General features: G+C 62.3%; 28 protein-coding genes. 11 read left to right on the top strand and 17 right to left on the bottom strand.

All coding sequences use genetic code 11. The features are described from left to right. Positions 1-13 precede the first annotated feature (13 nt). Entirely contained in the window at positions 14-505 is a 492-nt protein-coding gene (locus BMX61_RS06825; RefSeq protein ID WP_075628409.1) for an SH3 domain-containing protein, read from the bottom strand. Positions 506-1104: 599 nt separating this feature from the next. Between BMX61_RS06825 and BMX61_RS06820 the strand changes: the two genes are divergently transcribed. The 4 genes from BMX61_RS06820 (at position 1105) to BMX61_RS06805 (ending at position 3505) form a co-directional block, all read left to right on the top strand. Further along, positions 1105-2109, top strand: coding sequence for a 2-hydroxyacid dehydrogenase (locus BMX61_RS06820; RefSeq protein ID WP_075628410.1), 1005 nt, complete (start codon positions 1105-1107; stop codon positions 2107-2109). Between the two features lie 75 nt (positions 2110-2184). Continuing rightward, positions 2185-2499 carry an ArsR/SmtB family transcription factor gene (locus tag BMX61_RS06815; protein ID WP_075628411.1) on the top strand — a complete coding sequence of 105 codons (315 nt, stop codon included), beginning with the start codon at positions 2185-2187 and terminating at the stop codon, positions 2497-2499. Continuing rightward, the gene (locus BMX61_RS06810; RefSeq protein WP_075628412.1) at positions 2496-2843 is read left to right on the top strand and encodes an SRPBCC family protein; all 348 of its coding nucleotides are present in this window, start codon (positions 2496-2498) and stop codon (positions 2841-2843) included. The genes BMX61_RS06815 and BMX61_RS06810 overlap by 4 nt, the downstream gene beginning before the upstream one ends. A 47-nt stretch (positions 2844-2890) precedes the next feature. Continuing rightward, on the top strand, positions 2891-3505 hold the full coding sequence (locus tag BMX61_RS06805) for an ATP-dependent Clp protease proteolytic subunit (RefSeq protein ID WP_075628413.1): 615 nt from the start codon (positions 2891-2893) through the stop codon (positions 3503-3505). 81 nt (positions 3506-3586) lie between these two features. On the opposite strand, the gene pheT is transcribed toward BMX61_RS06805, so the two are convergent. The 11 genes from pheT to infC form a co-directional block, all read right to left on the bottom strand. After that, a complete protein-coding gene (gene pheT / locus BMX61_RS06800) occupies positions 3587-6010 on the bottom strand; it encodes a phenylalanine--tRNA ligase subunit beta (protein ID WP_075628414.1) in 2424 nt (807 codons plus the stop codon). Continuing rightward, positions 6007-6663, bottom strand: a complete 657-nt coding sequence (locus tag BMX61_RS24260) for a hypothetical protein (protein ID WP_139198885.1) — start codon at positions 6661-6663, stop codon at positions 6007-6009. Before BMX61_RS24260 ends, pheT begins: the two co-directional genes overlap by 4 nt. Position 6664: 1 nt before the next feature. Continuing rightward, positions 6665-6940 (bottom strand): DUF2442 domain-containing protein, encoded by a 276-nt coding sequence (locus tag BMX61_RS06795; RefSeq protein ID WP_075628415.1) that lies wholly within the window; start codon positions 6938-6940, stop codon positions 6665-6667. After that, positions 6921-7157, bottom strand: a complete 237-nt coding sequence (locus BMX61_RS06790; protein ID WP_075628416.1) for a DUF4160 domain-containing protein — start codon at positions 7155-7157, stop codon at positions 6921-6923. The genes BMX61_RS06795 and BMX61_RS06790 overlap by 20 nt, the downstream gene beginning before the upstream one ends. A 3-nt stretch (positions 7158-7160) precedes the next feature. Next, positions 7161-7439, bottom strand: coding sequence for a DUF2442 domain-containing protein (locus tag BMX61_RS06785; protein ID WP_075628417.1), 279 nt, complete (start codon positions 7437-7439; stop codon positions 7161-7163). Further along, positions 7423-7536, bottom strand: a complete 114-nt coding sequence (locus BMX61_RS06780; protein WP_234794618.1) for a DUF4160 domain-containing protein — start codon at positions 7534-7536, stop codon at positions 7423-7425. Before BMX61_RS06780 ends, BMX61_RS06785 begins: the two co-directional genes overlap by 17 nt. Before the next feature lie 69 nt (positions 7537-7605). Further along, positions 7606-8694, bottom strand: coding sequence for a phenylalanine--tRNA ligase subunit alpha (pheS, locus tag BMX61_RS06775; RefSeq protein ID WP_075628418.1), 1089 nt, complete (start codon positions 8692-8694; stop codon positions 7606-7608). Continuing rightward, positions 8691-9503 (bottom strand): BUD32 family EKC/KEOPS complex subunit, encoded by an 813-nt coding sequence (locus BMX61_RS06770; protein ID WP_083639504.1) that lies wholly within the window; start codon positions 9501-9503, stop codon positions 8691-8693. Before BMX61_RS06770 ends, pheS begins: the two co-directional genes overlap by 4 nt. A 179-nt stretch (positions 9504-9682) precedes the next feature. Continuing rightward, entirely contained in the window at positions 9683-10087 is a 405-nt protein-coding gene (gene rplT, locus BMX61_RS06765) for a 50S ribosomal protein L20 (RefSeq protein WP_075628420.1), read from the bottom strand. Positions 10088-10124: 37 nt separating this feature from the next. Continuing rightward, positions 10125-10328, bottom strand: a complete 204-nt coding sequence (gene rpmI, locus BMX61_RS06760) for a 50S ribosomal protein L35 (RefSeq protein WP_075628421.1) — start codon at positions 10326-10328, stop codon at positions 10125-10127. 362 nt (positions 10329-10690) lie between these two features. Continuing rightward, positions 10691-11227, bottom strand: a complete 537-nt coding sequence (infC, locus tag BMX61_RS06755) for a translation initiation factor IF-3 (protein ID WP_083639527.1) — start codon at positions 11225-11227, stop codon at positions 10691-10693. Between the two features lie 209 nt (positions 11228-11436). Between infC and BMX61_RS06750 the strand changes: the two genes are divergently transcribed. Both BMX61_RS06750 and BMX61_RS06745 read left to right on the top strand, forming a co-directional pair. Continuing rightward, positions 11437-12237, top strand: coding sequence for an alpha/beta hydrolase (locus tag BMX61_RS06750; RefSeq protein ID WP_075628422.1), 801 nt, complete (start codon positions 11437-11439; stop codon positions 12235-12237). Positions 12238-12703: 466 nt separating this feature from the next. Beyond that, positions 12704-13324, top strand: a complete 621-nt coding sequence (locus tag BMX61_RS06745) for a transglutaminase-like cysteine peptidase (protein ID WP_075628423.1) — start codon at positions 12704-12706, stop codon at positions 13322-13324. 86 nt (positions 13325-13410) lie between these two features. Here BMX61_RS06745 and mbfA read toward each other — a convergent pair whose 3' ends face one another. Continuing rightward, the gene (mbfA, locus tag BMX61_RS06740) at positions 13411-14397 is read right to left on the bottom strand and encodes an iron exporter MbfA (protein ID WP_075628424.1); all 987 of its coding nucleotides are present in this window, start codon (positions 14395-14397) and stop codon (positions 13411-13413) included. A 232-nt stretch (positions 14398-14629) separates the two neighbouring features. On the opposite strand from mbfA, the gene BMX61_RS06735 reads away from it, so the two are divergent. Further along, the gene (locus BMX61_RS06735; protein ID WP_075628425.1) at positions 14630-14881 is read left to right on the top strand and encodes a GlsB/YeaQ/YmgE family stress response membrane protein; all 252 of its coding nucleotides are present in this window, start codon (positions 14630-14632) and stop codon (positions 14879-14881) included. Positions 14882-15019: 138 nt separating this feature from the next. Then, positions 15020-15349 (top strand): hypothetical protein, encoded by a 330-nt coding sequence (locus BMX61_RS06730; RefSeq protein WP_075628426.1) that lies wholly within the window; start codon positions 15020-15022, stop codon positions 15347-15349. Between the two features lie 267 nt (positions 15350-15616). Here the strand turns inward: BMX61_RS06730 and efp are convergent, their stop codons facing one another. After that, positions 15617-16186, bottom strand: coding sequence for an elongation factor P (gene efp / locus BMX61_RS06725; RefSeq protein WP_075628427.1), 570 nt, complete (start codon positions 16184-16186; stop codon positions 15617-15619). A gap of 334 nt (positions 16187-16520) precedes the next feature. Here efp and epmA point away from each other — a divergent pair, with 334 nt between their 5' ends. Both epmA and BMX61_RS06715 read left to right on the top strand, forming a co-directional pair. Continuing rightward, positions 16521-17588: an EF-P lysine aminoacylase EpmA gene (gene epmA / locus BMX61_RS06720; RefSeq protein WP_075628428.1), complete on the top strand. Its 1068-nt coding sequence runs from the start codon at positions 16521-16523 to the stop codon at positions 17586-17588. Next, complete coding sequence (locus tag BMX61_RS06715) at positions 17588-18640, top strand: lysine-2,3-aminomutase-like protein (RefSeq protein WP_075628429.1); 1053 nt, start codon at positions 17588-17590, stop codon at positions 18638-18640. Before epmA ends, BMX61_RS06715 begins: the two co-directional genes overlap by 1 nt. Before the next feature lie 61 nt (positions 18641-18701). Here the strand turns inward: BMX61_RS06715 and BMX61_RS06710 are convergent, their stop codons facing one another. The 3 genes from BMX61_RS06710 to BMX61_RS06700 form a co-directional block, all read right to left on the bottom strand. Beyond that, positions 18702-19367, bottom strand: coding sequence for a YiaD family glycine zipper/OmpA-like lipoprotein (locus BMX61_RS06710; protein WP_075628430.1), 666 nt, complete (start codon positions 19365-19367; stop codon positions 18702-18704). Positions 19368-19498: 131 nt separating this feature from the next. Further along, the gene (locus BMX61_RS06705; protein ID WP_075628431.1) at positions 19499-20050 is read right to left on the bottom strand and encodes a GNAT family N-acetyltransferase; all 552 of its coding nucleotides are present in this window, start codon (positions 20048-20050) and stop codon (positions 19499-19501) included. Positions 20051-20081: 31 nt separating this feature from the next. Next, positions 20082-20672, bottom strand: a complete 591-nt coding sequence (locus BMX61_RS06700; protein ID WP_075628432.1) for a helix-turn-helix domain-containing protein — start codon at positions 20670-20672, stop codon at positions 20082-20084. 150 nt (positions 20673-20822) lie between these two features. Between BMX61_RS06700 and lepA the strand changes: the two genes are divergently transcribed. Then, positions 20823-22646, top strand: a complete 1824-nt coding sequence (gene lepA, locus BMX61_RS06695; protein WP_075628637.1) for a translation elongation factor 4 — start codon at positions 20823-20825, stop codon at positions 22644-22646. Positions 22647-22673: the final 27 nt, after the last annotated feature.

Raw genomic sequence — 22673 nt, 5'->3', positions numbered from 1 at the left:
CGTTCGAAGCCCGTCATTTGAAGGCTTCGCCCGGATAGGCGCCCCAAAGCTCGCTCTGGGCAATCCAGCCGCCCACCCCTTGCGTTTCCGCGCGGCACCAGTCGCCATTGCATTCTCGTACATGCACGATAACGCCAGGCTCCAGCCGCGCGACGATCCCGGCCCCAGAAGCCGCCTCGCGACGCATGTTGACGAAGACGCCCGAGCCCTTGCCCCGCATCCAAGGCGCTGTCAGCGCCGTGCGCTCGCCCGAAAGCAAGGCCTGGTTGACCCAGCCTTCCGTGCCCTCGGCATCGCGAATCCGGCGCCAGTTCTCATATTCCTGGATAATCTCGACGGGAATGCCGGGCTTCAGATAGCGCCAGGACACGGCATAATCGAGACTGGGCCCGACGCGCAGGTTGACGCTGCGCGATTTCAGGCTGACGAACCGGGGCAGGGGCAGCCCGCTCGCGCCCTTGGTCACCTGAGCGTGTGCCGTTCCGCTCAAGAGAGAAAGGGCCATGATTGCGCTCAGCAAGGCACACCTGATGAGCGAGACCCGGACGAAGGAGGCTCTGGGCAGGGTGACAGGGATCCGACGCATGGACATCCATTTCCTCGCGGTGCCCAACCCACGGGTGTGGCGCACACCGCAGGCATGAGGCTCCAATTTCAGCGCATTCAGCCACCTTCGACCCCTCATGGATCGAAAGCCGTCATGCGGCGCATACGGTTGCATCGTCTGGGCCGGAGCCCCGGATCTCCCTGTCTCGCACCGGCAATCCGCTGGTACGGCCCTTGCGGGCAAAGCAGGCTCTCCGGCGCGGGTCCAAGACGCCGTCGAGAGTTTTGATTGAGTTCACGGGGCGGTCTGCTAGACAATGCGCCGCTCCTGCATCATTCCTTGAGGTCGGGTTCGACCCAAAATTATGCAGCAGATTGAAAGTCCAACAGCATCCTATGTGCATTGTCTGTGGCGCATATAGAAGGCTGTCGTGTTCCGGATCCACCATTGGCCGCTCTTTGCGGCGCCCTTAAGGGCACATGTTGGATTCGGATCACCCGGTGAACATTACCGATCCTGGTTAACAGGCCGTCAACACAAGACCGGACAAAATTGCGATGACGTCGAAGAAAAAGCCGAAGGTCTTCATCACCCGCAAGCTGCCGGATCCGGTGGAAACGCGCATGCGCGAGCTGTTCGAGGCGGAGCTGAACATCGACGACCGGCCTTTGAGCCAGCCGGAACTGGTCTCCGCCGTCCAGCGCGCCGACGTGCTGGTGCCAACCGTAACAGACCGGATCGATGCCGCCCTGATCGAGCAGGCCGGGCCGCAATTGAAGCTGATCGCCAGCTTTTCCAACGGCGTCGACAATATCGATGTCGATGCAGCCGCCGCCAAGGGCATCACCGTTACCAACACGCCGAATGTCCTCACCGAGGACACGGCCGACATGACCATGGCGCTGATTCTGGCGGTGCCACGCCGACTGACGGAAGGCGCGAGCCTTCTGGCCGACCGGCGGCAAGAATGGGCCGGCTGGTCGCCGACCTGGATGCTCGGCCGGCGCATTTCCGGCAAGCGAATCGGCATTGTCGGCATGGGCCGTATCGGCACGGCGGTCGCCCGCCGGGCCAAGGCTTTCGGCCTGTCGATCCACTATCACAACCGCAAACGCATCAGCGCCGAAACGGAAGAGGCGCTGGAGGCGACCTATTGGGACAGCCTCGACCAGATGCTGGCCCGGGTGGACATCGTCTCGGTCAATTGCCCCTCGACGCCGGCCACCTACCATCTGCTCTCGGCCCGCCGCCTGCAGCTGATGCAGCCGACGAGCTATATCGTCAACACCGCGCGCGGCGGGATCGTCGACGAGACCGCGCTGATCAAATGCCTGCGCGAAGGCCGCATTGCCGGGGCAGGGCTGGATGTGTTCGAAAACGAACCGGCCATCAACCCCAAATTCGTGAAGCTCGCGGCCGAAGGCCGCGTCGTCCTGCTTCCGCACATGGGCTCCGCCACATTGGAAAGCCGCATCGACATGGGCGAAAAGGTGATCATCAACATCCGCACCTTCTTCGACGGCCACCGCCCCCCGGACCGGGTTCTGCCGAACCGGGTGTGACGCACCGAGGCCTTTCTCTCGCGTCCGGCGATAAATCGCTTGCACGACTCATAAGTCTGCGCTTATCTCAAGCGCATGACGACAGATGATCTCTTCAAGGCGCTGGCCGACCCGACGCGGCGGACGATTTTCGAAAAGCTGGCTGAGGGCGGGCGGACGGCGAGTGCACTGCGCGAGGGCATGGCGATCAGTCAGCCGGCCATGTCTCAGCATCTGGCAGTGCTGCGCAAGGCCGGGCTGTTGCGGGAAGAGCGCAAGGGCCGGTTCGTCGAATATCAGGTGGATCCGGATGGGTTGGCGCAGATCGCAGACTGGCTTGCGCGATACCGTGCCTACTGGCCGGTTCGGATCGAGGCGCTGAAGACGCTTTTGACGGAGATGGATCAATGACCGACATCGTTCCGACAGAGGCCGTTCTTCTGTTCGATTGTGAACTGGATGCGCCACAGCCGAAAGTGTGGCGGGCTCTCAGCATTCCGGCGCTGCGGGAGCAATGGTTGCCTTCGGCCGATCTGGTCGATGCGGAGGGAACGCCGATCGAGCCCGGTCAGGCGATTCGATACCGCATGCGCGAGAGCGCGCCTCCCTTCCGGGAGAGCCATGTCACCATCCGCCTTTCGCCCGGTCGGCAAGGCGGAACTCATATCCGCATCGTGCACGAGCTGGCAAAGCTCCGTGCGGCACGAACGCCAGCTGCCAATGCCAACCTGACGGCACGGCTGCGCGCCGCCTGACGGGCCAGCCCTTCTCGTTTGAAAACCTGAAACAGGAGAATTCGCCGATGCGCGAAGCGATGCAACTCGTCCCTATGGTCGTCGAACAGTCCAGCCGCGGAGAGCGGTCCTTCGACATCTATTCCCGGCTCCTGCGCGAGCGGATCATCTTCCTGAACGGCGAGGTGAATGATGGGGTGGCAGCGCTGGTCTGTGCCCAGCTCCTGTTTCTGGAAGCGGAAGACCCGAAGCGGCCGATCCACCTCTACATCAACTCCCCCGGCGGCGTCGTGACCAGCGGTTTGGCGATGTATGACACCATGCATTACGTCCGCGCGCCGGTTCATACGCTCTGCATGGGCACGGCCCGCTCCATGGGATCGTTTCTCCTGATGGCGGGTGAGCCCGGCCATCGCGCAGCGCTGCCCAATGCCAGCTTGCATGTCCACCAGCCGCTCGGCGGATTTCAGGGCCAGGCCTCCGATTTCATGATCCATGCCGAGGAAATGCAGCAGACCAAGCGCCGCATGATCCGGCTTTACTCCCAGCACTGCGGGCGCAGCGAGGAGGAGGTGGAGCGCACGCTGGACCGCGACCGCTTCATGACCGCCGAGCAGGCGCTGGAATGGGGGCTGATTGACCGGATCATGGACCGCCGCGCGCTGGATCCGGTGGCGGCATGAGCGCGCCTCCCGAGACGGCAGAGCTTAAGACGACAACGCCCCGGCGGTGGCCGCCGGGGCTTTTCAATGGCATCAGAGCGTTCAGGCGCGCAAGGTGCCGCCGGTCGCCTTGGTGACATTGGCGACGATGCGGCCGGTCAGGGCCTCGAAATCCTCATCCGTCAGCGTGCGTTCGGCCGGCTGGATGGTGACCTCGATCGCCACCGACTTCTTGCCCTCGCCCAGCGCACCGCCTTCAAAGACGTCGAAGACATTGACGCCGGAGATCAGCTTGCGGTCTGCGGTCGAGGCCGCCTTCAGGATCGCGCCGGCTTCCACCGCGCGGTCGACCACGAAGGCGAAGTCGCGGCGCACGGCCTGGAAGGGCGAGAGATCGAGCGCCGGCTTGGTGCGGGTCGCCTTCTTCTTCGGTTCCGGCAGGGCGTCGACAAAGACCTCGAAGCCGCAAAGTGCGCCGGAAACGTCGAGCGCTTCCAAGACCTTCGGATGAAACTCGCCGAAGTGGCCAAGCGTGATCTTCGGGCCATATTTGATCGTGCCCGAGCGTCCCGGATGATACCAGGAGGGACCGCCGGCCTCGATCTGGACATTGGCCATGGGCACGCCGCAGGCTTCGAGAACCGCCAGCGCATCGGCCTTGGCCTCGTAGACATCCACCGGCTTGCCGCCGCCCTTCAGCCCGTTCGACCAGGAGCGCCCGGCGCCGGCAAGGCCCGCCGTGCCCCGGCGCAGGCCGCCTGCCACGCGCCGCTGGCCTTCCGGCTTGTCGCTCTCATAGGTGCCGGAGACTTCGAACAGCGCGACATCGCCATAGCCCTTGTCGGCATTGCGCTTGGCCGCTGCAATGAGGCCCGGCAGCAGCGAGGGGCGCATATCCGACATATCGGCGGCGATCGGATTGACCAGCGCCAGCTCCGGCTTGCCGCCGCCGAAGAGCATCGCCTGCTCCTTCGGGATGAAGGACCAGGTGACGGCCTCCAGCATGCCGCGCGATGCCAGCGCCCGCTTGGCCGCACGGGTGCGGATCTGCAGGAGCGTCAGGATACGGCCATTGACGGCGTTGAGCCGCTCCAGCGGCGCAGGGCGGATGCGGTCGACGCCATGGATGCGCATGACCTCTTCCACCAGATCGGCCTTGCCATCCACATCCGGCCGCCAGGAGGGCACGGTAACGCGGGCCCGCTCGCCCTGGTCCTCGACGGTGAAGCCGAGCTTTTCCAGGATCGTGCGCGATTGCGCCGGCTCGATCGTCAGGCCCGTCAGGCGGTTGACCTCGCTATAGGGGAAATCGACCTGCTTTGCCGGGATCTCGGCGTTGCCGGCGACAACGGCCTCGCAAGGCTGGCCGCCGCAGAGCTGAAGCACGAGCTCGGTCGCGCGGTCGAGGCCGGGGATCATATAGGCCGGATCGACGCCGCGCTCGAAGCGGTAGCGCGCATCGGTGATGATACCGAGGCCCCGGCCCGACTTGGCGATGTTCATCGGATCCCACAGCGCCGATTCGATCAGCACGTCGGTGGTCGTTTCATCGCAGCCGGAATGCTCGCCGCCCATAATGCCGCCGATCGACTCCACGCCGCTCTCATCGGCGATCACCACATTGGCGGCCGAAAGCTTGTATTCGCGAGTGTCGAGCGCCAACATGGTCTCGCCGTCCTTCGCGCGACGCACGACGAGATCGCCCTTGACCTTGGCGGCATCGAAGACGTGCAGCGGCCGGCCCTGATCGAAGGTCATGTAATTGGTGATGTCGACAAGCGCGTTGATCGGGCGCAGGCCGATGGATGTCAGCCGGCGGCGCATCCACTCCGGGCTCTGGCCATTGCGGACACCCTTGACGAGGCGCAGCGCGAAGCCGGGGCAGAGCGCGGGATCGTCGAGATCGAGCTTTACCTTGACCGGGGTCTCGCCCGAAAGCGCCAGCGCCGGGGCCGGCGCGGTCTTCAGCCGGCCGAGACCGGCGGCGGCGAGATCGCGGGCAATGCCATGGATCGAGGTGCAGTCGGGCCGGTTCGGCGTCAGATTGATCTCGATGACCGGGTCGTCGATGCCGGCATAGGACGCGAAGCTGGTGCCGACAGGCGCATCCTCGGGCAGTTCGATGATGCCGTTATGATCGTCGGAGATTTCAAGCTCCTTCTCCGAACACATCATGCCCCGGCTTTCCACGCCTCGGATCGTGCCGACCGAAAGCGTGACATTGAGGCCGGGCACATGGGTGCCGGGTGCGGCGAAGGCGCCGATCAGGCCGGCGCGCGCATTAGGCGCACCGCAGACGACCTGCACCGGCTGGCCGGCACCGGTATCGACCATCAGCACCTTCAGCTTGTCGGCCTGCGGATGCTTCTCGGCCGAGACCACCTTGGCGATCAGGAAGGGCTTGAAGGCCGCCTTGTCGTCGACATCCTCGACTTCGAGACCGATGGCGGTCAGGCGTTCGCAGATGTCGTCCAGCGCGGCGTCGGTCTCAAGATGGTCCTTGAGCCAGGAGAGGGTGAATTTCATTTCATTATTCCTTGCCGGGCACCAAATTCTTCGGATCTTGACGCGAGTGCCAAGAGTTCTTTGGAAGACAGACGCTCAGGACGCCTGTCGATGTGAGCATAATATGTTCGCGATTCGGGTCCCCAATTGAAGTGAAGACCACAATCGATATTGCTGAGAGCTTCCGCATGCTCTGAAGTTAGAGTTAGTTCGGTTTTAAACAGAAGTTCTGTTTGCTTTCCGACGACATTCCCAAAAACTTCCAAGCTAAGAATTCCAGGTTGAAACGAAAAATGCTTTTGGTCCGAAGAGAGAACGAAATGATGATTCGTCGCTACACCATCAGAGCCGACAAAAAGCCCGCCGCCCACTGAAAGACCGTTGCTATCGCCATGGAACCATAGCGAGAAATTTTGGGCGGCTTCTCCTCGTTTCAGACGCACATAAAGATTCTCGATTAACTGACCTCTTTTGGACGTCGAAAATAATAGTCCGCGTAGGAACACCTTCGGATCTGGCTTTCCTGGGGTTGTATCGTAGCCAAAGAAAATAAGGCTTGGCCTTGTCATCCTCAGCTTTCCAATTCTAAAAAAGGTCAACCAAGCCGTAATTGCAGAAACAGCAAGCGCCATTCCGCTTATAATCAATGCAATTACCGCAGGCCATGTCTCCATCTCAGGCAGCTTTCTCCGGCGCCCTGGCCCCAGGCGCTTTGATGCCAAGGAACATGCTTTGGACGGAGATGCCCTCGTCCACCTCAGGCCACCAGATCCCCTCATACATCAATTCGATCTCGTTGAGGGCTACTGGATCGAGATCACCAAGAAACGGATACCACCAAAGAGGGGTCGAAATGGTGCGGCCATCTGCCAGCGTCACATGGACCTCATCTGCGGAGCACCAAGCTTTCACCGGGCGCATCTCCTCGGTTTCAAATTCCAAAGAAGCCATTCCATGCCTCGATCCATTGATCCCTGTGTTGCGAAATCACCGCAAGCAGGCGGTCGACCTCCCGTTCATTGTAGCCAATATTCCGGGCCACCGCCGCAGTCTCCAGCCAGACCTTCAATGATTTTCCGTCCTTCACGACATGGATATGCGGAGGTTCGCCCATATCAAGCGCATAGAACCGGAACTTGTAACCCTGCCAGATGAGAAGTGTTGGCAAGGCTCATGCCGCCTTCTCTGGCGCCTTGGCTCCGGGTGCTTTCCATCCCGCAAGCATTCCACGAATGGACAGATCCTCATCCACGTCCGGCCAGTGCACACCGGCCAGCATCAGATGGACATTGTTGCGCTGTGCAGGGGTCGCATTGAGGAGGCGCGGATACCACCACAGAGGCGTGGAGACATGGCGCCCATCCGCAAGGCGCACATGCACCTCGTGCAAATCGCACCAAGCTTCCACCGGACGTTCGGCTTCCGGGTATGGATCATGCGAAATAGTCATTCCATGCCTCCAGCATCATGAGCCTGTGCTCCTCAACCACGTCCAATATACGTCGAAGGTCCCTTTGGCTAAAGCCGCCGGCTTCCGCCAGTTTCACGTCCGTCAGCCAGACCTTGGCTTCCCCGCCATTTCCATCAACATGGATATGCGGCGGTTCATATCTTCCTTACGCGCTCAATCCCCCAAACAGCGTCGGCATATCCAGCGGGCGAAAGCCGTAATGGGAGAGCCAGCGCGCATCCGCGTTGAAGAAGTCGCGCAGGTCCGGCATGCCGTATTTCAGCATGGCGATGCGGTCGAGGCCCATGCCCCAGGCAAAGCCTTGGTAGACATCGGGGTCGAGGCCGCCGGCGCGCAGCACGGTCGGATGCACCATGCCGCAGCCGAGGATCTCCATCCAGTCCTTGCCCTCGCCGAACTTGACAATCGGGCCGGAAGAGCGATCGCACTGGATATCGACTTCGAAAGACGGCTCGGTGAAGGGGAAGAAAGAGGGGCGGAAGCGCATGGTCACGTCTTCCACCTCGAAGAAGGCCTTGCAGAATTCGGTCAGCACCCAGCGCAGATTGGCGACATTGGCCGTCTTGTCGACGACCAGGCCTTCCACCTGATGGAACATCGGCGAATGAGTGGCATCAGAGTCCTGGCGATAGGTCTTGCCGGGAATGATGATGCGGATCGGCGGCTCCTGCTGCTCCATGGTGCGCACCTGCACCGGCGAGGTATGGGTGCGCAGCACGCGCTGCTCGTTGCCACCGTCGCCCGCCTGCAGGAAGAACGTGTCGTGCATCTCGCGCGCGGGATGGCCTTCGGGGAAATTCAGCGCGGTGAAATTATAATAGTCGGTCTCGATATCCGGACCCTCGGCGATCGAGAAGCCCATATCGGCGAAGATCGCGGTGATCTCGTCGACGATCTGGCTGATGGGATGGATACGGCCCCGCTCGGCCGGCGAGGAGCGCACCGGCAGGGTCACGTCGAGAGTTTCGCGGGCCAGCCGCTCGGCGATTGCGGCATCCTTCAGCGCGGCCTTGCGCGTCGCAATGGCGTCGCTCACCCGCGTCTTCAGCGCGTTGATCGCCGCACCGCGCGTCTGGCGCTCTTCCGGCGACATGGTGCCCAGCGTCTTCAGAAGGTCGGAGACCGATCCCTTCTTGCCCAGCGCTCCGACGCGCACGGCTTCGATGGCTGCTTCGTCGGCGGCCGTCTCAATGTCATTCAGCAGGGTGCTTTCCAAAAGCGCGAGATCGCTCATGTGGTGAACCTGTTCTGGCCAGTCTGGCCGTGTGGGTGGGCAAGAAGGACGGCCGAACGAAGATAGTCGGTCGCCAGGATGAAACGGTCGATATCGGCGCCCCGCCTCAGCCGAAGGGCGAAACGGGCAAGTGGCAGGAAGCGCGCCAGCATGGGAATGATGTCGTCCAGCGCGGTCTCGGCCGCATTCGGCCGATTCTCGCGCCAGGCGGCAAGCGCCTGCTCCAGCGTTTCGCGCGCAAGCGCCCGGCTGGCGACCTGGAGAAACAGCAGCCAGAAGTCGCGCGCCTGGGCGAGCGGCATGGGCATGACGGCCGCCGGATCTTCTTCAAGATCCAGAAAGCCGAAGCCTTGAGAATCGAGTGCGAAATCGCGCGGATGCGGCCGGCCATGGCAAAGCCCGGCAGCATGAAGCCGCCCAAGTTCACGGGCGCAGCGGACCAACAGGGCATCATGGCCTTGCGGATCCACAGGGCTGAGCGCCTTCATCAACGCGAGCACATTTGGACCGAGATCCGACAGAACCAAAGCTGCGGGACCCTGGTAGAGGATCCGGGGCACGCGAAAGCCGGCTGCCGCCAGCGCCTCGATCCGTCGCTTCTCACCCTGGGCCGAAGCCTCCGCGGACAGGCGCGGGGAGGGCGCGAGCATGCGCGCATTTGGTCCAAGCCGGGCGGCCAAGCGCCGCAGCATCGTGCCGCGCAGGAGCGATGGGGTGAGACCTTCGTAACGCTTGATCCAGAGCGCACGACCACCCGAGAGAGCGACACGCTGGACACGTTTGGACGAGCCGGCAAGGGCGGCCAGCATTCTCTCAACATCCGTGTCATCAAGCTCTTGAAGCATGACCGGGCCCTTCTCCCCATCCGCTTGCTCAAAGCGCGTCGTGATCCGCCAGATCAACGCGTGACGATCCAAGAAAAAACCCGCGCCGGCTCAGCGCCAGCGCGGGTTTCCCAAAAGTAACGATAGCTTGGGAAGCGCTGGTCTTAGCGAACCGCGCTTTCAAACTCGTTGGCCGTGCCCGTATCCTTGAGATAGGCGAGCGCGGTCTTGGCGGCTTCGACGAGCGCGCCGAAGGCAGCAGCTTCATGAATGGCCATGTCGGACAGAACCTTGCGGTCAACTTCGATGCCGGCCTTGTTCAGACCATCGATGAAACGGCCATAGGTCAGGCCATGCTCGCGCACGGCGGCGTTGATGCGCTGGATCCACAGAGCGCGGAAATTGCGCTTCTTGGCGCGACGGTCGCGCGTGGCAAACTGGCGCGAACGATCGACGGCAGCCTTGGCGGCGCGGATCGTATTCTTGCGACGGCCGTAGAAGCCCTTGGCGGCCTTCAGCGTCTTCTTATGCTTGGCGTGGGACGTTACGCCGCGTTTTACACGTGCCATGGAATGATCTCCTTAAAATCCTGGGCCGATGAGGGTCTTAAAGACCGTTGGGCAAGTAGTTCTTGACGATCTTCTTGCCATCGGCTTCGGCGAGAACCATGGTTCCACGCGCGTCGCGGATGAACTTGTTCGACCGTTTGATCATGCCGTGGCGCTTGCCGGCGGCAGCTGCGAGAACCTTGCCGCTGGCGGTGATCTTGAACCGCTTCTTGGCCGAGGATTTCGTCTTCATCTTGGGCATTTTGCTACTCCATTCTTCTTCGTTTCGAGCCTGCTGACGAGACAGGCTCCAGCATGAAGAACGGCCACGGCATGCCCTGCCGGACCGTTCGGACGGCGGCTTGTAGCCGAAGCCGGGCGAAAGCGCAACGGCTCGCGGCGCATTTCGTCGCGATTGCAGCCGATCGCGGCGTGAAGGCCGCAGGTGGCGATCCCGATCGATGTATCGGTGCGCCAGCATTCATCCCGATCAGCCAGAATGCAACAAGGCCGCTCAGGGTATCTCCCTGGGAGCGGCCTTGTTCAAGCACATGTCGAAGCGGGGCTGCGAGCGCTCCTGTCGCGCTCAGCCGCCGGCGGCGCCCGACGCGGTGCGCCGGCGCATTACCGCGGCGCGAGCACCATCATCATCTGACGTCCCTCGAGCTTGGGCTCGGCTTCGACCTTGGCGATGGTGGTGGTGTCTTCCTTCACCTGCAGAAGAAGCTTCATGCCGAGTTCCTGGTGGGCCATTTCGCGGCCACGGAACTTCAGCGTCACCTTCACCTTGTCGCCGTCTTCGAAGAAGCGGCTCATCGCCCGCATCTTCACCTCATAATCATGGGTGTCGATGTTCGGACGCATCTTGATCTCCTTGATCTCGATGATCTTCTGCTTCTTGCGGGCCTCGGCGGCCTTTTTCTGCGATGAATATTTCAGCTTGCCGAGATCGAGGATCTTGCACACCGGCGGTTCGGCGTTCGGCGAGATCTCGACGAGATCCAGACCGGCTTCCTCCGCGAGGCGGAGCGCCTGGTCGGTCGGCACGATGCCCTGGTTTGCACCTTCGGCATCGATGAGCTGCACCCGGGGAACCCGGATTTCCTTGTTGGATCGGGGTCCGTCCTTGACAGGGGCGTCCGATTTAAAGGGTCTGCGAATGGTCGTACTCTCCTCGCATTGTTGAAGAATTTTGCTTGATGCCAGCGCGTGCGCCAAGACCGGTCTGTCTTCAGACCTGTCGGCCGTAACGCCGCCCGTTCAATCGTCAAGGCGCGTATATAGCATCTTTCCTGAAGAAAATCACCCTCTGTCGCGGCTCGTCAAATCCGATTAGATGGAAAAAACCTGCCGCAAAGGAGCTGATTGCCATGACCGAGAGCCAAGTTCCCGCCATTTCGCAGATCACGGTCGGCGCGTCTGGCGAATCGCGGATGATTGCCTATCGGTTCCTGCGCGCCAGGACCGGCATCAAGCCGGCACTCGTCTGGCTCGGCGGCTACCGCTCGGACATGGAGGGCACCAAGGCGCTGGCGCTCGAAGGCTTTGCCCGGGAGCAGGGACTGGCCTGCCTGCGCTTCGACTATTCCGGCCATGGTGTGTCCGGCGGCGATTTCGCCGAGGGCACGATTTCGCGCTGGCTGGAGGAGGCGCAGGCCGTGATCGCGGCGGCAGGTCTGGATCGCATGATCCTCGTCGGCTCGTCCATGGGCGGCTGGATCGCCTTGCGGCTGGTCGAGGAGCTGCGCAGCCGGGGGGAGGGTGCTCGTCTGACCGGGCTGGTCCTGATCGCGCCGGCGCCTGATTTCACCAGCGCGCTGATCGAGCCGCAGTTGAGCGACGCTGAGCGCGAGGCGCTCGCGCAGAAGGGCTATTTCGAGGAACCCTCCGCCTATGGCCCTGAGCCTTATATCTATACCCGTAAGCTGATCGAGGATGGACGGAAAAACCGCGTTCTGTCCGGCATGATCGAAACCGGTTGCCCCGTTCACGTGCTCCAGGGCATGCGCGACGACGACGTGCCCTATAGCCATGCCCTGACACTGATGGAGCATCTGGCCTGTGACGATGTGGTGATGACCTTGATCCGAGACGGGGACCACCGGCTGTCCCGTCCAGAAGATCTGGAGCGGATGCGCGCCGCCATAGAAGGCATGCTCGGCGAAGCCTGAGCGCGCCCACAATCCTGTTCGATAGCACGAAGCACGTGCATTGCGGCCCGTTCTCGCGCTTTCGCACCGGCGAAGCTCGGGACGGTGAGCCGATGATCGGGCTCGTTCGATCGTCATCCTGCCATAGTGATTAAGGCCTTTTCACCCGCCTGGAAGGATCATGGCGAACTCTCCATTGATGCCCTGCTTTCGCCATTTTCGTAAAAATCTATTTAAATACAATGCGATGAAGGCTCGTTGCGTCTATCAGTTCTTACGAATCTGATGCGGTTTCGCCGCAGATCTTAACCATGTCTTAACGTGCCGCGCCGCTGCAATTGACTCTCCGCGCCCCTGCTGGTTAACGTTTTCTTAACAAATGGAACGGCGGGCGCATGAGGCGCCGCATACGCTGTCGTTAGATGTCATCGGCATGCGGAATGTTCGCGCGGGGTTTTCCGCGGGCGTTCCGCCACAGGGGACGCGCATGGCGCAGATCAACGGGCTTTCCAGGCTGGTAGCGGCAATGGCCGCGCTCGTGCTTTCCGCAGGTGCTGCCGTTCCGGCGCCAACCAATGGCAGCCTTTGGATGCAGACCGGCAGCGTGACCTCCCAGCCGATCGGCCATTACGAATTCTGCCAGACGCATCAGAGCGAATGCTCGATCACCTCGCCTTCTTCGCCGCCGCCGCGCGTCACCGAATATGGCTGGAAGGTCATTCGCGACATCAACACCACCGTCAACCATGCGATCACGCCGATGACCGACATGGAACTCTATGGCCGCGAGGAATTCTGGACCTATCCGGAAACCGCCGGTGACTGCGAAGACTATGCGCTGCTGAAGCGCCGCGACCTGCTCGAAAAGGGCTTTTCTCCCGCAGACGTGCTGATGACCGTCGTGCGCAAGCCCGATGGTGAGGGGCATGCGGTGCTGACCGTGCGCACCGCCCAGGGTGACTTCATCCTCGATAATCTCGAAGACGAGGTGAAGCTCTGGACCAAGACGCCCTACCGCTATCTCAAGCGCCAAGCCTCCTTCAACACCGGGCGCTGGGTCACCATCGAGAATGGCGACGAAATCATGGTCGGTTCAGTCGGGCGCTGAACCTCATCTGATTGCCGGATGCATCAAGGGCCGGAGGTTCACGCCTCCGGCCCTTTCCTTTGCGCAAGCAAGGGTAAGTGCAGCCTTTAGCCGCTGCCGATCAGAATGCCGGCCGCGAGCACCAAACTGCCGCCAACCACCACCTGAAAGGCAGCGCGCAGGAAGGGTGTCTCCATATAGCGGTTCTGGATGAAGGCGATGGCCCAGAGCTCGAAGAACACCACGATGCCGGCAACAATGGTTGCGGTCCAGAAATCGGGAATGAGATAGGGCAGGGCATGGCCGAGGCCGCCGAGTGCCGTCATGATGCCGCAGGCGAGCCCGCGCTTGATCGGTGATCCCCGACCGGAAATCTTGCCATCATCATGGGCGGCTTCGGTAAAGCCCATGGAGATGCCGGCGCCAACGGAGGCCGAGAGGCCGACCAAGAAAGTCTGCCAGGTATCCTGCGTGGCAAAAGCGGCGGCGAAAATCGGCGCAAGTGTGGAGACGGAGCCGTCCATCAGGCCAGCCAGGCCGGGTTGCACATAAGTCAGGACGAATTGCCGCCGGGCCGTCTCGCCTTCTTCCGTGCGAACGTCTTCCGGCCGGTGGCGCTCGTCCAGCATGCGGGCAATGTCTTCATGTCCTTGCTCCGCCAGAGCCAGATCGTGCAGAAGCGCACGCGTGCCCGCATCCGAGGTCTGCTTGGCTGCTTCCACATAGAAATGATAGGCCTGCTGCTCCATGAGTTCGGCTTCGCGCCGGATGGCATCGGGCGTCAGGCTTTTCTGCAGCCAGTCAGGCTTGCGCTCCAGAAAGCCGCGCACATGCTCGCGCCGCAACAGCGGAATGCGCTCGCCGAACCGGCGGCGATGCATGTCGATCAGCATGTTCTTATGGGTGTTTTCCACCTCCGCCATATCCTCGAAGACCTTGGCGGAGTGGGGATAGGCCGTGCGCAGCTGATCGGCATAGGCGAGATAGATGCGGGCATCGTCTTCTTCGCTGGAGATGGCAAGCGCCAGAACCTCCTGTTCGCTTAAGGAGGAAAGGCTGCGGCGGCGGGCGCCGCTGAAAAACTGCGTGAGCATGGAAAAGCACTCTAGATTTAGAATGATTCTAATCTATCGCGGGTGCGGAAGAATGCAAGGCGCAAGCCGTGCCAGGATCCGAAGAGGGCCTCATAGACATCATGCATCCCTATTACGTCCTGCGGAACAAAAGCCGACATCGCTCGTTTTGCTGGCAAGAACATCGCCGGACGCTTTCAAGGAAATTCGGCGGGGTTTTAACAAGAACGTGTTGAACCACAGGAGAATTCCCATGGACGTTAATGGCGTAGGTTGGCTTGCAGCAATCATCATCGGCGGCCTTGCAGGCTGGCTGGCAGAACAGTTCATGAAATCCAATATGGGTCTCTTCATGAACATCATCCTGGGTATTCTCGGCGCCGTCGTCTTGAACGCCATCCTGCACTTCGCAGGTCTCTCTTTCGCCGGCTGGCTTGCCTATCTGGTCATCGGTTTCATCGGCGCCTGCCTGCTCATTGCGGTCGGCCGCGCCGTGCGGCATTGATCGCCTGACACTCACGACATGATGAAACGACAGAAGCCGCTTTGACAAAGGCGGCTTTTGTCACTTTGAGGCGGCTCTGATCCTTGAAGGGCGGATGCATGCCCAAGCAAAAGTGTCTGAAGAACAGAGGAGAGCGCGATGCTCACGCATGATGCGGAAGGCAACGGCAAAGGCATTCTGGAAATCAACGGCCAGTCCCAGCCCGTGTCCTACGAACTCGTGGTGGCGCGCGAGGAGGACGATACGCGCCGCGTGCGCATTCGCCTAATGGCGCCGCGCGACTGGCTGATGAAGCAAGGGTTCAGCGGCGAGGCAACCTTGGTGCGTGACAATGGCTCACGCGTGAAGGTGTCCCATGAGGGTGGCGTCGATGTGGACGATCCCATCGCCGTCGCGCTGGAAGGGCATGACTCTCTGAAGGGCGGCGACGCAGAAATTGCCGAGGCCTATCCGGAATTGTCGAACTGACAGCGCTTTGACAGCGCAGAGAAAAGGGCGCGGCCTTTGACAGGCTGCGCCCTTTTGCATGCTCGGTCTCGCATGTGCTCCGGTGTCGTCATGTCGACGCTCAGAGCCTTAGGCTCAAGGCTAGAGCATCGGACCGAAAAGTGGGAACCGGTTTTCGGAAAATCCGATGCGAAACAAAAAACTAGAGCGTCGGACTGCGTATGATTTTCAGTCCGACGCTTTAAAGGCTGGCGCTTTCGACGCTGTGCACCGGAAAAGGCCGTGGCCTCAGTCCTTGGCGCGCTCCACGTAGGAGCCGTCTTCAGTGGCGATGATGACGCGCGTGCCGGCAGTGATGTGCGGCGGCACGAGCGTGCGCACACCATTCGACAGCATGGCCGGCTTATAGGACGAGGAGGCCGTCTGGCCCTTGGTGACCGGCTCGGTCTCGGTGATTTCGAGCGTGACATGGCGCGGTAGCTCGATGGCGATCGCCAGGCCTTCATGGATCGACAGGGTGCAGACCATGCCTTCCTGCAGATAGGCTTTCTGATCGCCGATGTCCTCTGCGGTCATGACCAGCTGGTCATAGCTTTCCGGGTTCATGAAATGGAAGCCTTCGCCATCCTCATAGAGGAAGGTGTGCGGGCGGTCTTCGACGAAGGCGCGCTCCACCTGCTCGGTGGTCCGGTAACGCTCGGAAACCTTCACGCCATCGGAGATGCGGCGCATATCGACCTGCGTGACCGGCGTGCCCTTGCCCGGATGGAAATTCTGCGCCGTCAATACGACGTAGAGCTTGCCGTCGACGTCGAGAACGTTCCCCTTGCGGACGGAGGAGGCGATGACCTTGACCATAAGTCTTCCTTGTTCAGAATTGTCTTGTTCGCGGATGCTTGTTTCAGATGGGCCGAACGTCTAGGTAACGGCCGACATGGCCGCCGCGAAGGCGAGGCGATTGCCCGTATTTTGGGCCGCACCTACCGCATCTCAAGCCAAAAGGCCAGCATCCTCGCGGCGAAAGCCAGAAGGAGTGGGTGAAAGCTTGGCGATCAAGGGTTTCGTTGGATCTGAATCCGGCAAACATCCCCTGTGATCCACGGCCTGATCGCTGCAAGCGGATGGGTGTGGGTCTGTCCCGGCGCGCATGACGGCATCACAGGCGCCGCAGGGCGGAAGGAGTTGAACGAGAATGGCCGCAGTCTCTCCCTGGTGGAGCCCCGCCCGGCATGCCGACCGGCGTCCTTTCTTAACGGCCCGCGGACGCATTCAAGCAGCGCTACGTGGCTTCTTCGACGGGCATGATTTTATCGAGGTCGATCCGGCCGCCCTTCAGGTCTCGCCCGGCAACGAGGCGCATCTGCATGCTTTTTCCACCCAGGCGACCGGCCCGGATGGGTTCAGCTACCCGATGCATCTTCACACCTCGCCGGAATTTGCCTGCAAGAAGCTTTTGGCGGCCGGCGAGCGGCGCATCTCCTGCTTTGCCCATGTCTGGCGCAACCGCGAGCGCGGGCCCCTGCACCACCCCGAATTCACCATGCTCGAATGGTATCGCGCCGGCGAGACCTATGAGCGGCTGATGGAGGATTGCGCGGCGATGCTGGGGCTGGCGGCGGAGGCGGCCGGAGCCAAGATGCTGAGCTGGCGCGGCGAAAGCTGCGATCCCCATGCCGAGCCCGAGCGGCTGAGCTTGGCGGAGGCTTTCGACCATTTTGCCGGCATCGACCTCTTGGCGAGCGTCTCCGCCGATGGCGAGACCGACCGTGACCATCTGGCCGCCGCCATGCGTGCCTCTGGCTTGCGGGTGGCCGAAGACGATGGCTGGGCCGATCTCTTCAGCCGCGTGCTGGTGGAAAAGATCGAGCCGAAGCTCGGCTTCGGCCGCGCCACGATCCTTTACGGCTATCCGGTCAGCGAGGCGGCCCTTGCTCGGCGCAGTGCGGCCGAGCCACGGACAGCCGAGCGCTTTGAGCTTTATGCCTGCGGCGTCGAGCTGGCCAATGCCTTTGGCGAGCTGACCGATCCGGCCGAACAGCGCCGCCGCTTCGAAATCGAAATGGCTGAGAAGCAGCGGATCTATGGCGAGACCTACCCGATCGACGAGGATTTTCTGGCGGCGCTTAACCTCATGCCCGAGGCCAGTGGCGCCGCACTCGGCTTCGACCGGCTGGTGATGCTCGCTGCGGGCGCTCGCCGCATCGAGGAGGTGCTCTGGGCGCCGGTCGCGGAATTGCCGCAGACGCAGGGGCGCCGCTGATGGCTGCGGCAACGCTGACCACACTGGAGGCGCTGGAAGAATCCGGCTTCGTCAAGGACGATGACCGCGCCGCGCTTGAGGCCGTTGCCGCGCGCTATGCCGTTGCGGTCTCACCTGATATGGCCGCGCTGATCGACCCGGATGATCTGGACGACCCGATCGCCCGGCAGTTCATCCCGCAATCCGCCGAGCTGGTCATCTTGCCGGACGAGCGCGCCGATCCGATTGGCGACCATGCCCATTCGCCGGTGGAAGGCATCGTCCATCGCTATCCCGACCGCGTGCTGCTCAAGGCCGTTCATGTCTGCCCGGTCTATTGCCGCTTTTGTTTCCGCCGGGAAATGGTCGGCCCGAAGGGTGATGGCACGCTGTCGGGCGCAGCTCTCGACGCGGCCTTTGCCTATATCGCCGCTCATCCCGAAATCTGGGAGGTGATTCTGACGGGTGGCGATCCCTTTGTGCTGTCGCCTCGCCGCCTGGCCGATCTCATGCGCCGGCTCGCGGCCATCGATCATGTCAGGATCGTGCGCTTTCACACCCGCGTGCCGGTGGTCGAGCCGGCGAGGATCGATACGGCTCTGGTGGCGGCGCTGAAGGAGAGCGGCAAAACCGTCTATGTCGCGCTCCATGCCAACCATCCGCGCGAGCTGACGCCGGAGGCGCGCGCGGCCATAGGGCGGCTTGCCAATGGCGGGGTGACGCTGGTCAGCCAGTCTGTGCTGCTGAAGGGCGTCAATGACGATCCGCAGGTGCTGGCAGCGCTGATGCGCGGCTTCGTCGAAGCGCGGGTGACACCCTATTATCTCCACCATCCCGATCTCGCGCCCGGCACCAGCCATTTCCGCCTGACGATCGAAGAGGGGCAGGCGCTGGTCGCCAGCCTGCGCGGCCATCTCTCCGGCCTTTGCCAGCCGACCTATGTGCTCGATCTTCCCGGCGGCCACGGCAAGGCGGTGGTCGCGGCCTCGTCCGTTCAAGACGATGGGGAAGGCGGCTATCGCATCATGGATTTTCGCGGGCAGGTGCATGCCTATCCGCCGCGCGGCGATTGATGGCAAAAAAACCGGCCCTTTCGAGCCGGTTTTGCATAGGTCGGTGAACGGCCTCGGCCGATCAATTTTCCTGGATCGGCGCGATGGAGATTTCCACGCGGCGGTTCTGGGCGCGGCCCGCCTCGGTGGCGTTGGAGGCGACGGGGCGCTCTTGGCCATAGCCGATGGCCGACATGCGGCGCTGATCGACGCCCTGGCTCGCCAGATAATTGGCGACCGAGGCGGCGCGGCGCTCGGAGAGGCCTTGGTTATAGGCCGGGTTGCCGACCGAGTCCGTATGGCCGTCAACGTCGACAAGCGTCTTTTCGAACTTGCGCAGAACGATGGCGACCGAGTTCAGCGTCGCGTAGAAGCCCGGATTAACCTGGTCCTGGTCGGTGGCGAAGGTGATGTTGGACGGCATGTTCAGAACGATGCGGTCGCCGACGCGGGTGACCGAAACGCCGGTGCCCTGCAGCTGGGCGCGCAGTTCGGATTCCTGATTGTCCATATATTTGCCGATCAGGCCGCCGCCGAGTGCGCCGATGCCGGCGCCGATCAGCGCGCCATTGCGCCGGCCACGGGCGCTCTTGCCGACCAGAAGGCCGGTCGCGGCGCCAAGGCCTGCGCCGATCAGCGCACCGCCTGATGTGTTCGACATCTTCTGTTCCCCGGTATAGGGGTCCACGGTCGTGCAGCCGGAAAGATAGACGGCCGCGATGGCCAGGATGGCGGTTCTCTTCATCATCGAATCAAGGGTTCCCCGAGTGACAGACTTTTGTTCATAGCATCGATTGCGGCGGGAAGATGAAGCCCCCACAATGGCGTGATGATGACGTGAAGCGAAAATTCTGCACGCGCTGCGCCTTGTGCTTCCCGTCAAAGCGCTTTGTAGAAGATCGTCGTGTCGCAGAAGCGGCCATCGGGCCAGAGCGCATAATTCGGGATGATGCCGCTGGGCGACCAGCCGAGGCGCGCATAGATCGCCTCCGCCGGGCTGCCGGTGGCCGTATCGAGCACCAGCAGGCTCTTGCCCGCGTGCCCCGCCTCCGCCTCTGCCGCATCCAGCAGCAGGCGGGCAAAGCCCAGGCCGCGCGCGGTGCGGTGAACCAGCAGTTTCTTCAGGTCCGCCCGATGGGGCTGGTTGGGCGGCTGTTTCAGGCCCAGCTGCACCGTGCCGGCAAGGCGGCCATCCTGCTCGGCGGCCAGCAGCAGCGTGGCGCCGGAGGCCACGCCGGCAGCAACGTCGCGCCAATAGGCTTCCGCCTCGTCACGGGAAAAATCCGCCATGAAGCCGACCGATGCGCCGCCTTCTATGCAATCGAGCAGGATGTCGGCAAGCTCGGGCAGGGCGGCAATGGCCGCCTCGGCGGACAGGCGGCGAAGGCCAGGCTTGGACGCTTGCGGGGCAGCGGGGAGAGGGGATGACATAAGGGGCTCTTTCATCAGCAATGCGCTTGGATCAACCTTCGCGCCGGTGGAGGATCACCGCGTAGCGTGCCGGTTCCGCATGCGGGTTTTCGAAAATCTGGCCGTCGTCCAGGCGCATGAACAGACAGTCCCCGGCCTGAAGATCGCAGGTCACATCGCCTGAGGTCAGTCGCATCGCGCCTTGCAGAACCCAGACATGCTGCGTCGTGCCGCCATCGAAGACATGGGGATCGAAGACCACGCGTCCATGCGCCGGAAATTCGACCTCGATGATATCGACGGGCGAGCCCGTGCGCTCCGGCGAGACGGAACGGCGCAGATAGCCCGTCGCCGGGTCGCGCCACAGGCGTTGAGCCTCGCGCCGCGACAGCGGATCGCCGGCTCCGTCTTCTTGGGCGAAAAAGCGCGACAGCGTCGTGTCGAGCGCGGCGCAGAGACGATTGAGGAGCTGCGCCGTCGGGCTCGCCTCGCCGCGCTCGATGCGTGAGATCATGGCGCGGCTGACCCCGGCACGCTCGGCCAGCCCGTCCAGCGTCAGACGTTGCATCTGGCGCAGATGCTTGAGCCGATGGCCGAGGCGGCTGTCGATCGGATCGGACAGGGATGATGTTTCTGATTCCATGATAAGAGAATAAATTCTCTTTTATGAGAGTCAAGCGGGCTTCGTCTTCGATGACGACAAAGCAAGCCTCGAGCTCTCCTGCCCGAAGTGCCGGAAGCCCGGCATTTTCCCGCTTTGCGGCCGGGATATGCGCTGCTATATGCCGGCTCCATGAGCACCACGACGCGCACGCCCCTCGACCATATCCGCAATTTCTCCATCGTCGCCCATATCGACCATGGCAAATCGACCCTTGCCGACCGGCTGATCCAGTCGACCGGCGGGCTGGCCGAGCGTGAGATGAGCGAGCAGGTGCTCGACAGCATGGATATCGAGCGCGAGCGCGGCATCACCATCAAGGCCCAGACCGTGCGCCTGCACTACAAGGCGAACAATGGTGAGGTCTATGTCCTCAACCTGATCGATACGCCCGGCCATGTGGACTTCGCCTATGAAGTCTCGCGCTCCCTGTCGGCCTGCGAAGGGTCGCTGCTCGTGGTCGACGCTTCGCAAGGTGTGGAAGCGCAGACGCTCGCCAATGTCTACCAGGCGATCGACAACAATCATGAGCTGGTGACCGTCCTCAACAAGATCGACCTGCCGGCCGCCGAACCCGACCGGATCAAGCAGCAGATCGAGGAGGTGATCGGCATCGACGCGTCCGACGCCGTGCTGATTTCGGCCAAGACAGGCCTTGGTATTCCCGATGTGCTGGAGGCGATCGTCAACCACTTGCCGCCTCCGACAAGCGAAGGCGGCGAGACTGCGCCCTTGAAGGCGCTGCTGGTCGACAGCTGGTACGACACCTATCTCGGCGTCATGGTTCTCGTGCGCATCATCGAAGGCGTGCTGAGCAAGGGCCAGACCATCCGCATGATGGGCACGGATGCCCGGTACACGGTCGAGCGCGTCGGCGTGCTCACGCCCAAGATGGTGGCCATGGACAGTCTTGGCCCGGGCGAGATCGGCTTCATCACCGCCTCGATCAAGGAAGTCGCCGATACCCGCGTCGGTGACACGATCACCGAGGACAAGAAGCCGACCGCCCATGCGCTGCCGGGTTTCAAGCCGGCGCAGCCGGTGGTTTTCTGTGGCCTGTTTCCGGTCGATGCCGCCGATTTCGAAGATCTGCGGGCGGCGATGGGCAAGCTGCGCCTCAACGACGCCTCGTTTTCCTTCGAAATGGAATCCTCCGCCGCGCTCGGCTTCGGCTTCCGCTGCGGCTTCCTCGGCCTGCTGCATCTCGAGATCATCCAGGAGCGGCTGGAGCGCGAATTCGATCTGGATCTCATCGCCACCGCGCCCTCGGTCGTCTACAGGCTGACGATGACGGACGGTTCCGAGCGGGAATTGCACAATCCTGCCGATATGCCCGATGTGGTGAAGATCTCCGAGATCCAGGAACCCTGGATCAAGGCGACGATCCTGACTCCGGACGACTATCTCGGCGGCATCCTGAAACTGTGCCAGGATCGGCGCGGCATTCAGACGGAGCTCACCTATGTGGGCAAGCGGGCGATGCTGACCTATGAGCTGCCGCTCAACGAAGTGGTGTTCGATTTCTACGACCGCCTGAAATCGATTTCCAAGGGGTATGCTTCGTTCGATTACCATCTGCATGGCTATCGCGAAGGCAATCTCGTCAAGATGTCGATCATGGTCAATGGCGAACCGGTCGATGCGCTGTCGATGCTGGTGCACCGTTCCGCCGCTGAAAAGCGCGGCCGCGACATGTGCGAGAAGCTGAAGGACCTGATCCCGCGGCACATGTTCAAGATCCCGATCCAGGCGGCGATCGGCGGCAATGTGATCGCCCGCGAAACGATTTCGGCCATGCGCAAGGACGTGACCGCAAAGTGCTATGGCGGCGACGCCACCCGCAAGCGCAAGCTGCTGGACAAGCAGAAGGAAGGCAAGAAGCGCATGCGGCAGTTCGGCAAGGTCGATATTCCGCAGGAAGCCTTCATCGCCGCGCTGAAGATGGGCGACGAATAGTCCACATACCGCAGGCCCAGGTCCCGG

The organism is Xaviernesmea oryzae (genome assembly GCF_900109605.1).
Classification (GTDB): domain Bacteria; phylum Pseudomonadota; class Alphaproteobacteria; order Rhizobiales; family Rhizobiaceae; genus Xaviernesmea; species Xaviernesmea oryzae.
Note: the sequence above shows the minus strand (reverse complement) of the source record. Positions and strands in the feature narration are given on the sequence as shown.

Excerpts from the sequence above, each read along its gene's own strand:
- BMX61_RS06825 (WP_075628409.1), bottom strand. The coding sequence starts at position 505 with ATGGCCCTTTCTCTCTTGAGCGGAACGGCACACGCTCAGGTGACCAAG.
- BMX61_RS06820 (WP_075628410.1), top strand. The coding sequence starts at position 1,105 with ATGACGTCGAAGAAAAAGCCGAAGGTCTTCATCACCCGCAAGCTGCCG.
- BMX61_RS06815 (WP_075628411.1), top strand. The coding sequence starts at position 2,185 with ATGACGACAGATGATCTCTTCAAGGCGCTGGCCGACCCGACGCGGCGG.
- BMX61_RS06810 (WP_075628412.1), top strand. The coding sequence starts at position 2,496 with ATGACCGACATCGTTCCGACAGAGGCCGTTCTTCTGTTCGATTGTGAA.
- BMX61_RS06805 (WP_075628413.1), top strand. The coding sequence starts at position 2,891 with ATGCGCGAAGCGATGCAACTCGTCCCTATGGTCGTCGAACAGTCCAGC.
- pheT (WP_075628414.1), bottom strand. The coding sequence starts at position 6,010 with ATGAAATTCACCCTCTCCTGGCTCAAGGACCATCTTGAGACCGACGCC.
- BMX61_RS24260 (WP_139198885.1), bottom strand. The coding sequence starts at position 6,663 with ATGGAGACATGGCCTGCGGTAATTGCATTGATTATAAGCGGAATGGCG.
- BMX61_RS06795 (WP_075628415.1), bottom strand. The coding sequence starts at position 6,940 with ATGGCTTCTTTGGAATTTGAAACCGAGGAGATGCGCCCGGTGAAAGCT.
- BMX61_RS06785 (WP_075628417.1), bottom strand. The coding sequence starts at position 7,439 with ATGACTATTTCGCATGATCCATACCCGGAAGCCGAACGTCCGGTGGAA.
- pheS (WP_075628418.1), bottom strand. The coding sequence starts at position 8,694 with ATGAGCGATCTCGCGCTTTTGGAAAGCACCCTGCTGAATGACATTGAG.
- BMX61_RS06770 (WP_083639504.1), bottom strand. The coding sequence starts at position 9,503 with ATGCTGGCCGCCCTTGCCGGCTCGTCCAAACGTGTCCAGCGTGTCGCT.
- rplT (WP_075628420.1), bottom strand. The coding sequence starts at position 10,087 with ATGGCACGTGTAAAACGCGGCGTAACGTCCCACGCCAAGCATAAGAAG.
- rpmI (WP_075628421.1), bottom strand. The coding sequence starts at position 10,328 with ATGCCCAAGATGAAGACGAAATCCTCGGCCAAGAAGCGGTTCAAGATC.
- BMX61_RS06750 (WP_075628422.1), top strand. The coding sequence starts at position 11,437 with ATGACCGAGAGCCAAGTTCCCGCCATTTCGCAGATCACGGTCGGCGCG.
- BMX61_RS06745 (WP_075628423.1), top strand. The coding sequence starts at position 12,704 with ATGGCGCAGATCAACGGGCTTTCCAGGCTGGTAGCGGCAATGGCCGCG.
- mbfA (WP_075628424.1), bottom strand. The coding sequence starts at position 14,397 with ATGCTCACGCAGTTTTTCAGCGGCGCCCGCCGCCGCAGCCTTTCCTCC.
- BMX61_RS06735 (WP_075628425.1), top strand. The coding sequence starts at position 14,630 with ATGGACGTTAATGGCGTAGGTTGGCTTGCAGCAATCATCATCGGCGGC.
- BMX61_RS06730 (WP_075628426.1), top strand. The coding sequence starts at position 15,020 with ATGCTCACGCATGATGCGGAAGGCAACGGCAAAGGCATTCTGGAAATC.
- efp (WP_075628427.1), bottom strand. The coding sequence starts at position 16,186 with ATGGTCAAGGTCATCGCCTCCTCCGTCCGCAAGGGGAACGTTCTCGAC.
- epmA (WP_075628428.1), top strand. The coding sequence starts at position 16,521 with ATGGCCGCAGTCTCTCCCTGGTGGAGCCCCGCCCGGCATGCCGACCGG.
- BMX61_RS06715 (WP_075628429.1), top strand. The coding sequence starts at position 17,588 with ATGGCTGCGGCAACGCTGACCACACTGGAGGCGCTGGAAGAATCCGGC.
- BMX61_RS06710 (WP_075628430.1), bottom strand. The coding sequence starts at position 19,367 with ATGATGAAGAGAACCGCCATCCTGGCCATCGCGGCCGTCTATCTTTCC.
- BMX61_RS06705 (WP_075628431.1), bottom strand. The coding sequence starts at position 20,050 with ATGTCATCCCCTCTCCCCGCTGCCCCGCAAGCGTCCAAGCCTGGCCTT.
- BMX61_RS06700 (WP_075628432.1), bottom strand. The coding sequence starts at position 20,672 with ATGGAATCAGAAACATCATCCCTGTCCGATCCGATCGACAGCCGCCTC.
- lepA (WP_075628637.1), top strand. The coding sequence starts at position 20,823 with ATGAGCACCACGACGCGCACGCCCCTCGACCATATCCGCAATTTCTCC.